Origin of the sequence: Actinoplanes italicus, assembly GCF_003001815.1 — a bacterium.
Taxonomy (GTDB): domain Bacteria; phylum Actinomycetota; class Actinomycetes; order Mycobacteriales; family Micromonosporaceae; genus Actinoplanes; species Actinoplanes italicus.
This window is the reverse complement of record NZ_PVMZ01000045.1, coordinates 22,571-34,118: the sequence shown is the minus strand read 5'-3', so window position 1 is coordinate 34,118 and position 11,548 is coordinate 22,571. Positions and strand designations below refer to the sequence as shown.

Genomic DNA, 11,548 nt, shown 5'->3' with positions numbered 1-11,548 from the left:
GCCGGGTCCGTCGTCTCAGCCGGGTCCGTCGTCTCAGCCGGGTCCGTGGTCTCAGCCGGGTCCGTGGTCTCAGCCGGGTCCGTTGTCTCAGCCGGGTCCGTCGTCTCAGCCGGGTCCGTCGTCTCAGCCGGGTCCGTGGTCTCAGCCGGGTCCGTCGTCTCAGCCGGGTCCGTCGTCTCAGCCGGGTCCGTCGTCTCAGCCGGTGTCGTGCCGCCCGGCGTGGTCCCACCCGGCGTGGTCCCGCCCGGCGTCGTGCCGCCCGGCGTGGTCCCGCCCGGCGTGGTCTCACCCGGCGTCGTGCCGCCCGGCGTGGTCCCAGCCGGCGTCGTGCCGCCCGGCGTGGTCCCGCCCGGCGTGGTCCCGCCCGGCGTCGTCCCGCCCGGCGTCGTCCCGCCCGGCGTCGTGCCGCCCGGCGTGGTCCCAGCCGGCGTCGTGCCGCCCGGCGTGGTCCCGCCCGGCGTGGTCCCGCCCGGCGTGGTCCCGCCCGGCGTGGTCCCGCCCGGCGTCGTGCCGCCCGGCGTCGTGCCGCCCGGCGTGGTCCCAGCCGGCGTCGTGCCGCCCGGCGTCGTGCCGCCCGGCGTGGTCCCGCCCGGCGTGGTCCCGCCCGGCGTGGTCCCGCCCGGCGTCGTGCCGCCCGGCGTCGTGCCGCCCGGCGTGGTCCCGCCCGGCGTGGTCCCGCCCGGCGTGGTCCCGCCCGGCGTGGTCCCGCCCGGCGTCGTCCCGCCCGGCGTGGTCCCGCCCGGCGTCGTCCCGCCCGGCGTCGTGCCGCCCGGCGTCGTCCCGCCCGGCGTGGTCCCGCCCGGCGTCGTCCCGCCCGGCGTCGTGCCGCCCGGCGTGGTCCCACCCGGCGTGGTCCCAGCCGGCGTCGTGCCGCCCGGCGTCGTGCCACCCGGCGTCGTGCCACCCGGCGTGGTCCCACCCGGCGTCGTGCCACCCGGCGTGGTGCCACCCGGCTTCGTCCCACCCGGCTTCGTCCCACCCGGCGTGGTACCGCCCGGCTTCGTCCCACCCGGCGTCGTGCCGCCCGGCTTCGTCCCGCCCGGCGTGGTACCGCCCGGCTTCGTCCCGCCCGGCGTGGTACCGCCCGGCTTCGTCCCACCCGGCTTCGTCCCACCCGGCTTCGTCCCACCCGGCTTCGTCCCACCCGGCTTGTTTGTCGTTCCACCCGGCTTCGGGGACTCAAAGATCACCGGCGGCGGAAGCTGGATGACGACCTGCTGGACCACCTGCTGGACCACCTGCTGGACCACCTGCTGCACCGCCTGCGGGGCGGGCTGCTTGGCCGGCTTGCTGGTCGGCTTCGTCTTCTGCAGGATCTCCTTGATCGCCTTCTGCACGGCCTCCTGCACGGCCTTCTGGACGACCTGCTGGATGGACTGCTGGCTGGCCTTCTGGGAGGTCTTGCTCCCCGTCGTCTGCACCGCCTGCTGGACGGACTGCTGGACCGCCTGCTGGACCACGCTTTGGGACGCGGCTGTGCCGCTCTGCTGGAGGACCTGCTGGACGGACTGCTGCACCGCCTGCTGGATGACATTCGCGGCAGGCATCGATTTGCCGGGGGGCGGCTTCTGCGTGGTCTTGCCGGGTACCTTGGTCTTAGGTTTTGTGGCGGTCGCCCCGCCAATGAACTGCACGTTGCCGGTCGGCTCCCAGCCGATTAAGTCAGGCCATTTCTGTGGGAATTTTGCTGGCCATTTCTTGGGCCATGTCGAGGGTTTTTCCAAGGAGAGGACATAAACCTGTGTCTTCTGTTTCAAGCGCGCGGGCTTGCAGTCGCACTTGACCCAGATCTTGTGCCGTTTGCCCAGCTCACCAATGTTCTTGCAGGCAGCTTGGCTCTTGAAGACCGGCACCTTGACGACGGCGGGCGGTCCACCTTCGGGATTGCCCGCAAAACTGCTGGAACCCGTCGTGGTCGGCGCTGCGGTCGCCGGCCCCATTCCGAGCGCGGCTCCAGTTGCCAGACCTATTCCGAGCATCAGCATTCGCGTCAGCTTGTTCATATCGCTCCCCTCCGAAACACTTGGGCAGCGATAGCCGACCACGACGGCCGCAGACACCAACGGAGTTTGGGAGAGGATCGGCTGTTCGGCTAATTTCAGCGGCCGGCCGGTCAGATTTGACGGGATGAACGACCGAATGTCGGAGTTATTGCCTCACCGGGCCAGATAGTGACCGTCGCGGCCGAGGGTCCGGCCGCGACGGATAACCTACGGCTTGAGTACGACCTTGATGCAGCCGTCGTCCTTCTTCTTGAAGATGTCGTACGCGTGCGGCGCCTCTTCGAGCGGCATCCGGTGAGTGACCAGGTCGTCGACGCCGAGCGGGTCGCCGTCACCGGTGAGCAGGGGCATCACCTCGTCGACCCAGCGTTTCACGTGCGCTTGGCCCATGCGCAGGGTCACGCCCTTGTCGAAGAGGTCCATCATCGGGAACGGATCGGCGTTTCCCCCGTACACCCCGATGATCGAAATGGTCCCGGCCCGGCGAACGGCACCGAATGCGGTATGCAGAGCGGCCATCCGGTCCACGCCGAGGGTCTCGGTCGCCTTGCGGGCGATCGGGTCGGGCAGCATGCCGGCCGCCTTCATCGCCGCCGACTGGATCGGCGAACCGTGTGCCTCCATGCCGACCGCCTCGATGACCCGGTCGGCGCCACGGCCGTGGGTGAGTTGCCGGACGGCGTCGGGAACGTCGTCGACCGTACCCATGTCTATGGTCTCGATGCCGTTGCGGGCCGCCATGGCCAGGCGCTCCGGCACGCTGTCGACCGCGATGACCCGCTCCGCGCCCAGGTGCCGGGCGATGCGGGCGGACATCTGCCCGATCGGGCCGAGGCCGGTGACCAGGACCGTGTCGCCGGGTTCGACGTCCGCCCACTTCGCCGCCTGCCAGGAGGTGGTCAGCACATCGGACAGGAAGAGGAACCGCTCGTCGGGATACCCCTCCGGCACCTTGATCGGGCCGAAATGGGCCTGCGGAACCCGGAGGAACTCGGCCTGCCCACCCGGGACCTGGCCGTAGAGCTTGGTGTAGCCGAACAGCGAGGCGCCGGTGCCCTGCTCACGGGTCTGGGTCGTCTCGCACTGCGCGAAGTAGCCTCGTGAACACATCCAGCAGTGTCCACAGGAGATGTTGAACGGAATCACCACACGGTCGCCGGGGCGGATGTGGGTGACCTCGGGGCCGACCTCCTCGACGATTCCCATCGGCTCGTGGCCGAGGATGTCGCCCTTGTCCAGGTACATGCCGAGGACGTCGTAGAGATGCAGGTCGGAGCCACAGATCGCGGTCGAGGTGATCCGGATGACGGCGTCCGTCGGTTCTTCGATCTTCGGGTCGGGAACGGTCTCCACCGACACCTTGCCGGTGCCCTGCCAGGTCAGTGCTCGCATGACTCCGGCATGCCCACGACAGGCCGGTCCAATCGTCACGGCGGCAAGCAGCGCGGGCCGCGCCGTTGCCGGGCGGCCCGCGCTGTCCGAACGAGGAGCACGCGCACTCGTACGCGAATTGGCCCTTCGTGGTTATTCCGGAAGGGACGTACGTCAGTCGATGTTGTAGGCGAGGTTGGGGCGCAGCCACCGCTCGACCTCGGCGACCGGGACACCGCGGCGGGTCGCGTAGTCCTCGATCTGGTCCTTGGCGAGCCGGCCGACGGTGAAGTACTTCGCGTCGGGGTGGGCGAAGATCAGGCCGCTGACCGCGGCGGCCGGGGTCATCGCGAACGATTCGGTGAGCGCCACCCCGATCGCCGAGGTGCCGAGCAGCTCGAACAGGTCGCGCTTCTCGCTGTGGTCAGGGCAGGCCGGGTAGCCGAGGGCCGGGCGGATGCCCCGGAACCGTTCGGCGTGCAGGTCCTCGAGCTTGGGCTTGGCGTCGGGCTCGAACCACTCGCGACGGGCCTTGAGGTGCAGGTACTCGGCGAACGCCTCGGCCAGCCGGTCGGCCAGCGCCTTGACCATGATGGCCCGGTAGTCGTCCTGCTCGGCCTCATAGCGAGCGGCGAGCTTGTCGGCGCCGTGGATGGCGACCGCGAACCCGCCGAGGTGATCACCGGCGGGGGCGATGTAGTCGGCGAGGCAGCGGTTGGCGCGGCCGGACGGCTTCTCGGTCTGCTGGCGCAGCATGGGGAAGGACGCCCCGTTGTCCAGCTTGATGTCGTCGCCGTCGGCGTGCGCCGGCCAGAAGCCGTAGAGCCCCCGGGCCTGGAACGAGCCGTCCGCGATGATCTGGTCGAGCAGCGTGTTGGCGTCGTCGAACAGCTCCTTGGCGACCGGCTGGTCGAGGATGGCCGGGTACTTGCCCTTCAACTCCCAGGCCAGGAACAGGAACTGCCAGTCGATCATCGCGCGCAGTTCGGCGATCGTGGGCGCGACTTCGCGTACCCCGGTGAAGTTGGGGGTGGGAAGGTCTTCGAAGTCGACCCGCTCGCGGTTGGCACGTGCCTGGGCGAGGGTGAGCAGCGGCTGTGAGCGCCGGTTCTCGTGCTGTTCACGAAGCCGCTGCTGCTCGTGGCGGTTGGCCTCGTCGAGCTTCGCCGAACGCGCCGGGTCGAGCAGGTCGGAGACCACGCCGACGACCCGTGACGCGTCCAGCACGTGGACCGTGGACCCGTCGTAGGCCGGAGCGATCCGGACCGCCGTGTGCTGCTTGGAGGTGGTGGCCCCGCCGATCAGCAGGGGCAGCTTGAGGCCGCGGCGCTGCATCTCGGCGCCGACCGCGACCATCTCGTCCAGCGACGGCGTGATCAGGCCGGAGAGGCCGATGGCGTCAGCGCCCTCGGCGATCGCGGTGTCCAGGATCTTGGCGGTCGGCACCATCACGCCGAGGTCGATCACCTCGTAGTTGTTGCAGCCCAGCACCACACCGACGATGTTCTTGCCGATGTCGTGGACGTCGCCCTTGACCGTGGCGAGCACGACCTTGCCCTGCCCGCGCGAGCCGTCCTCCTTCTCGTCCTCCATGAACGGCAGCAGGTAGGCGACCGACCGCTTCATGACGCGGGCGCTCTTGACCACCTGCGGCAGGAACATCTTGCCGGAGCCGAACAGGTCGCCGACCACGCCCATGCCGCTCATCAGCGGGCCCTCGATGACGTCGAGCGGGCGGGGCAGTTTCTGCCGGGCCTCCTCGGTGTCGGCCTCGATGAAGTCGACGATGCCGTGCACCAGGGCGTGGCTGAGCCGCTCCTCGACCGGGGCTTCGCGCCAGGACAGGTCGACCTCGCGCTTGGCGCCCGAGCCGGTGACGGTGGACGCGAAGGTGACGAGCCGGTCGGTGGCGTCCGGGTGCCGGTCGAAGATCACGTCCTCGACGAGTTTCAGCAGTTCGGCGGGGATGTCCTGGTAGACGGCGAGTTGGCCGGCGTTGACGATTCCCATGTCGAGCCCCGCCTTGACGGCGTGGAACAGGAACGCCGAGTGCATGGCCTCGCGCACGATGTCATTGCCGCGGAAGGCGAAAGACAGATTCGAGATGCCTCCGGATGTACGGGCTCCGGGGCACCTTTCCTTGATGAGCGGGAGCGCGTCGATGAAGTTCTTCGCGTAGCCGTTGTGCTCGGCGATGCCGGTGGCGACCGCGAGCACGTTCGGGTCGAAGATGATGTCGGTCGGGTCGAAGCCGTCACCGACCAGCAGGTCGTAGGCCCGGCCGCAGATCTCGACCTTGCGCTCGGTCGTGTCGGCCTGGCCCTGCTCGTCGAAGGCCATCACCACGACGCCGGCGCCGAAGTCCCGGACCCGGCGGGCGTGGTCGAGGAAGACCTCCTCGCCCTCCTTGAGGCTGATCGAGTTGACCACGCCCTTGCCCTGCACGCACTTGAGGCCGGCCTCGAGCACCGAGAACTTCGAGCTGTCGATCATGATCGGGATCCGGGCCACCTCGGGCTCGGTCGCGATCAGGTTGAGGAAGGTGACCATGGCCTGCTCGCTGTCGAGCAGGTCGGCGTCCATGTTGACGTCGAGCAGATTGGCGCCGCCGCGCACCTGCTCCAGGGCCACGTCGACGGCGGCCTGGTAGTCGTCGGCCTCGATGAGGCGGCGGAACTTGGCCGAGCCGGTGACGTTGGTCCGCTCGCCGATCATCACGAAACCGGTGTCCGGGCCGATCGCGAACGGCTCCAGGCCGCTGAACCGGGTGGTCGGGGCGGGCTGGACGATGTCCCGGGGCCGCGCGCCGCGTACCGCCTCGGCTACCGCCCTGATGTGCGGCGGGGTGGTGCCGCAGCAGCCGCCGACGATGTTGACCAGGCCGTCGGCGGCGAACCCGGCGAGCAGTTCGCCGGTCTCGGCCGGCTGCTGGTCGTAGCCGCCGAACGCGTTGGGCAGACCGGCGTTAGGGTGCGAGGCCACGTAGGTGTCGGCCAGCCGGGCCAGCTCGGCCACGTGCGGCCGCATCTCGGCCGCGCCGAGCGAGCAGTTGACGCCGACCACGAGCGGCTTCGCCCGCTCGATCGAGCGCCAGAACGCCTCCACGGTCTGGCCGGAGAGGGTACGGCCGGAGATGTCGAGGAACAGCGAGATCCACAGCGGCAGGTCGGGCGCCACCTCACGGGCGGCCGCGATCGCGGCCTTCGCGTTCAGCGAGTCGAAGATCGTCTCGATCAGCAGCAGGTCGACGCCGGCCTCGGCCAGTGCCGAGATCTGCTCCTCGTACGTCGCCTTGACCTGGTCGAACGTGACCGCGCGGTACGCCGGGTCGTCGACCTTGGGCGAGATGGAGAGCGTGACGTTGAGCGGGCCCACCGAGCCGGCCACGAACCGGGGCCGGCCGTCGGCGGCAAACGCCTCGTCGGCGGCCTGCCGGGCCAGCCGGACGCCCTGCAGGTTCATCTCGCGCACCAGGTGCTCCAGCCCGTAGTCGGACTGGGCGATGCTGGTCGCGGTGAACGTGTTGGTCGTGGTGATGTCGGCGCCGGCCGCGAGATACTGCCGGTGGACGTCGAGGATCACGTCGGGCCGGGTCAGGATCAGCAGGTCGGGGTCACCGGTGACATCCTGCGGGTGGTCGGCGGGGATCAGATCGCCGCGGTAGTCGTCCGGGGTGAGTTTCGCGCCCTGGAGCATGGTGCCCCAGGCGCCGTCCAACACCAGGACCCGCTCGGAAAGCAACTCCCTAAGTTGCGTAACGGTCTGAGTCAACGCCAACACCTCCGATAGTGAGTCGGAGGCGCCCTTGTTTCGGGTGGATCACCGGTCGAGCGTGACGGGTGGCCCCGCTGCAGCGCCTCTCGGCCGGACCGCCAACGATACCGACTATTTCACTTCGCGTCGGCGTAGGCACCAACCACTGAGACGTCCAGAGGGAATCGCACCGGGGTCTCGCCGAACAGCAGCCGTCCCGCGGTGACCGCGCTCTCATGGACCGCCGTCACCACCGATGCGGCCTGCTCGGCGGGACAGTGCACCACGACCTCGTCGTGCACGAAAAGGACGAGTTCGGCCTCGGTGCCGGCCAGCCGGGTACGCAGGGTCGCGAGCAGCACCAGTGCCCATTCGGCGGCTGTGGCCTGGATCACGAAGTTACGGGTGAAGCGGCCACGGGCCCGGCCCGGCGGTGGCGCCACCTCGTCCGGCGGGTCGAGGCCGGCGTCGCGCCAGGCCCCGGACGCCGGCGGGCAGGTGCGGCCGAGCCAGGACCGGACCAGGCCGCCGGCCTCACCCGTGCGGGCGGCCGCTTCCACGTACTCGAAGGCGGTCGGGTAGTGCCGGCGCAGCACGGCGAGGGCCGGGATCGCGTCGCCGCCGGTCTGGCCGTACATCGCGCCGAGCAGCGCGATCTTGGCCTTGGCCCGGTCGCCGTCGAACGAGTCGGTGGCCAGTGCCGCGTAGAGGTCACCGGCGGCCGCGGCCCGGGCCAGGCGCTGATCACCGGAGACCGCGGCCAGGACACGTGGCTCCAGCTGCCCGGCATCGGCGACCACGAACCGCCGGCCGGGGTCGGCCACCACCGCACGCCGAACCACCTTGGGTACCTGCAGGGCACCGCCGCCGCGGGTCGCCCAGCGGCCGGAGACCACACCACCCGGCACGTACTCGGGGCGGAACCGGCCGTCGCGCACCCAGGCGTCGCACCAGGCCCAGCCGTGCGCCGTCCAGATCCGGTAGAGCTCCTTGAACTCCAGCAGCGGCGCCACCGCCGGATGATCGACCTGGCGCAGCACCCAGCGCCGGGTGTTGGGGATCTCGATGCCCGCACGATGGAAGGCGCGCACCACCTCCGCCGGCAGGTCGGGGTGCAGGCCGTGGGTGCCGAACGCGGCGTTGATCTCGGCGGTCAGCTCGGCGAGCCGCCGGGGCGGCCCCATCGGCTGGGGCGGGCCGAGCAGCTCACGCAGCAGCTCGTCGTGGATGTCCGCACGCCACGGCAGGCCGGTGTACCCCATCTCGGCGGCGATCAGGGCGCCGGCCGATTCGGCGGCCACCAGCATCCGGAAGCGGCCCGGACTGCCCAGCTCCCCGATACGGCGAGCCTGCTCCTCATACACCGCGATCAGGTCGGAGACGTCCACGTGGTCGGCCGTGACCGAGGCGAAGAGCGCACCCTGGGCGAAGCCGGGTGGCTCGGCCTCCGGCCGTGGCCGGTCGGCCGGGACGGCGAGCCCGCGCATCCGCGCCAGCGCCGCGGGCACTCCGCGAGGCTCACCCCAGCGCCCGGCGTGGCCGGACAGCAGGGCCTCGGTGAGCTCGAGGTCGTGACAGCGGGAGACCCGGACACCGGCCCGCAGCAGAGCGGGATAGAAGTCCGCGGTGGAGGACCAGATCCAGCGGGGACGGTCGGCCTCACGCTCGGCGACAGCGGCGGCGAGATCGTCGACGTGTCGTGGCCGGCCCTCGGCGAGGTCGGCGAGGGTACCGCCCTTGCCGCCCTGATCAGAAACCACCGCCACCAGCATCCGGCCATTCTCACCCGGGGGTATGACACTTCCGGGTTCGCCGCCTCCCAAGGGGTCGTCCTAACGGTCGGCGTGTATTGGCCCGAGCGACGACGGGCGCCTGCTGTATCGTTCTTCCCGGTGAAGGAGATCACAATCTGAGCCTCCTGATCGTTACCGGACTACACGGGAATCCGGTGCAAGCCCCCACGGCCCAGTTCTCAAGAGGCAGAGACCACCCATCGATGACCGCGCAGCCGCGTGCAACATTTATCGAGACCTCGATGGTCTCGCTGACGGGCCGTACCCTCGGTGACCTTCGCTCCGACGACAGCCCGGCGCTCATCGAGACGATGCAGCTCGTCCTGGGGCAGGTTCAGAAACCCCGGGCGAACCTGGGTGGCTCCGGACCGCCCGGCCGCGCCGACTGATCCGGTCGTACCGCTCAACGAGGAGCACGAACCCCCGTGGACATCATTCGGCTCTCCGACGACGCCTTCCGCCGGCTGGCTGCGGGTGACAACCGCCCCGCCGTGATCGGCGAACTCGCCGACGGCCAGCGGAGCCGGCGGATGGTTCTGCTCCGGGCACTGCTCGACGCGGCCGGAGACCCGGCGACCGCCGGACCGTTGCCGTCCGTCGCCGAGACCTGGGTCGCCCTGGAGAAGATCCAGGCCGCGGCCCCGGCGGCGCTGGACGCGGTGCTGCTGCACCCCCAGGTGGGCAGTTGGCTGGCCTACACCCTGCGACGGCACCGCGGCGGAGCCTCCGGACGGGCACCCCGGCATATCGATTTCGGTCAGCTGAATACCGTGGCTCTGGCGGCCGCGGCGCTCACGGGCGTACCGCACCGCACCGTGGTCCCGTTGCGGGGCGGCCGGGTCCTGGTCCCCCGGTTCGGTATGGCGACGTTCGAGGGATGCCAGGCGTGGGACACGGCCGAGGCATGGACCGAGGACGGGCGCCTCCGGCTGCGGCACGGCACCGCCACCGTCGACGTCCCGGCCGAAGGTGACGCACCCGGTTGGATGGCCCTGCGGTCGCTGACCGTCGGCGAGGACGACCTCTCGCTCACGGTGTTCGTCGACGACATCGACCCTTGGCGTGATCTCGCCGACCCCGTGGACCCGGTCCGTCTCACCGAGGACGAGTTCGGCACGTGGGCGAAGCTGCTCCAGGACGCGTGGACGATACTGGTCAGACACCACCGGCCGGTGGCCGAGGGCCTCGCCGCGGGTTTCACCTCGCTCGCGCCGCTGCCGGCCGTGACGGGCTGGGACACCCGCAGCGCCTCGACCGGTGACGCCTTCGGCGCGATCATGTGTTCCCTTCCGCCGGACCCCGTCACCCTCGCGGTCTCGCTGGCTCACGAGTTCCGGCACATCGCTCTCGGCGGCCTGATGCACCTCGTCGCGCTGACGGAGGGGCCGGGCGAGCCTTGCCTGTATGCGCCGTGGCGCGACGACCCCCGTCCGGCCGGCGGGCTCCTGCAGGGGATCTACGCGTTCCACGGCATCGCGGGCTTCTGGCGTGATCAGCGGCGGGTGCCGGGTAACCCCCATCCCCGGCTGGACGACTTCGAGTACGCCTACAGCCGCGCCCAGACCCGTGAGGCGATCGCCATCGCCCTGGCCGACGGCAACCTGACCGAGCGGGGTCGTCACTTCGTGCGGCTGATGGCGGCGGCGATGGACGACTGGGACGCCGACTCCCTGGACCCGGAGGCCGCGGAACTCGCACGGCTGGTGGCCGACGGTCATCGTGCGGGCTGGCGGATCCGGCACCGGCATCCCGATCCCGGCACCGTCAAGGCCCTGGCGGCGGCCTGGCGGGAGCAGCGGACCCCACCGGCGGAACGCGCCCCCGCCACGGTCCGCCCCGACCCGGAGATGCGGCACTGGTCCGGCGCCCGGCTCGGCCTGGCCCGGCGCCGCCTGCTGGCACCCGAGCAGTACGCACAGGCCGGCCGGGCCTCCTGGGGCGTCGCGCTCAGCGACGCGGACCTGGACCTGTTCGCCGGTGACGCCGCCGCGGCGGCCGCTCGATTCGCCGCCGGACTGGCCGCGGATCCGCGCAGCGAGGACGCCTGGACGGGACTCGGTCTCGCGCTCCAGCACGCGGGCGCCTCGCCAGCGGGTGACATGCTTCTCGGTCACCCCGATCTGGTCATGGCCCTGCACCGCGAGCTCGGCGGAGCGGCGGATCCCGCCGCACTCGCCGGCTGGCTCGCCGGATAGCCGGAAAATATCCGACCTTTTTCGATCTCCATCCGTGAATGGATCGGCGATACTGGGATTCCGCTGTTCGCGGCGACTCCGTTCATCTGATCTTCACGGATGGAGCTGACTGTGGAAGCCTTGACCGCCGAATACGAGCCGCTCAAAGAAGAGCGCACTCAACGACTCGGCTCGATGCGTATTTCCGATCATCCGCCGCTCGATCGGGGAAAGCCCCGTCGCGGCGATCATCGGATCCGCACTCATGAGCTGGTCGAGCCGGGCGTCGCCCTGCCCGCATTCCGCATTCCTTCATTTACCGTCATCGCTGTACGGAATCATCGGGGCGATGTGTCAATCTTGTTTCCGCAGCAGTGCCGGCCGAGATCACGCTCATGTCGATCATCGCCCGGCGAATCGTCACCGATGCCGACCTGATCGAGAGATGATGGAG

General features: G+C 70.5%; 7 protein-coding genes. 3 read left to right on the top strand and 4 right to left on the bottom strand.

What is annotated here, in order from left to right:
- The 4 genes from CLV67_RS53045 to CLV67_RS50195 all read right to left on the bottom strand — a co-directional run.
- Positions 1-1,547: hypothetical protein (locus CLV67_RS53045; protein ID WP_211304177.1), on the bottom strand; the 1,547-nt coding region annotated here is incomplete at its 3' end.
- Positions 1,548-2,210: 663 nt separating this feature from the next.
- On the bottom strand, positions 2,211-3,395 hold the full coding sequence (locus CLV67_RS50205; protein WP_106331100.1) for a zinc-dependent alcohol dehydrogenase: 1,185 nt from the start codon (positions 3,393-3,395) through the stop codon (positions 2,211-2,213).
- A gap of 153 nt (positions 3,396-3,548) precedes the next feature.
- Positions 3,549-7,145, bottom strand: a complete 3,597-nt coding sequence (metH, locus tag CLV67_RS50200; RefSeq protein WP_106331099.1) for a methionine synthase — start codon at positions 7,143-7,145, stop codon at positions 3,549-3,551.
- 119 nt (positions 7,146-7,264) lie between these two features.
- The gene (locus CLV67_RS50195) at positions 7,265-8,899 is read right to left on the bottom strand and encodes a bifunctional 3'-5' exonuclease/DNA polymerase (protein WP_106331098.1); all 1,635 of its coding nucleotides are present in this window, start codon (positions 8,897-8,899) and stop codon (positions 7,265-7,267) included.
- 263 nt (positions 8,900-9,162) lie between these two features.
- Between CLV67_RS50195 and CLV67_RS52560 the strand changes: the two genes are divergently transcribed.
- The 3 genes from CLV67_RS52560 to CLV67_RS51600 all read left to right on the top strand — a co-directional run bounded on the left by CLV67_RS52560 (position 9,163) and on the right by CLV67_RS51600 (position 11,532).
- The gene (locus tag CLV67_RS52560) at positions 9,163-9,309 is read left to right on the top strand and encodes a hypothetical protein (RefSeq protein WP_170154322.1); all 147 of its coding nucleotides are present in this window, start codon (positions 9,163-9,165) and stop codon (positions 9,307-9,309) included.
- A gap of 36 nt (positions 9,310-9,345) precedes the next feature.
- On the top strand, positions 9,346-11,115 hold the full coding sequence (locus CLV67_RS50190; protein ID WP_106331097.1) for an HEXXH motif domain-containing protein: 1,770 nt from the start codon (positions 9,346-9,348) through the stop codon (positions 11,113-11,115).
- A gap of 99 nt (positions 11,116-11,214) precedes the next feature.
- Positions 11,215-11,532 (top strand): hypothetical protein, encoded by a 318-nt coding sequence (locus tag CLV67_RS51600; RefSeq protein WP_146169655.1) that lies wholly within the window; start codon positions 11,215-11,217, stop codon positions 11,530-11,532.
- Positions 11,533-11,548 lie beyond the last annotated feature (16 nt).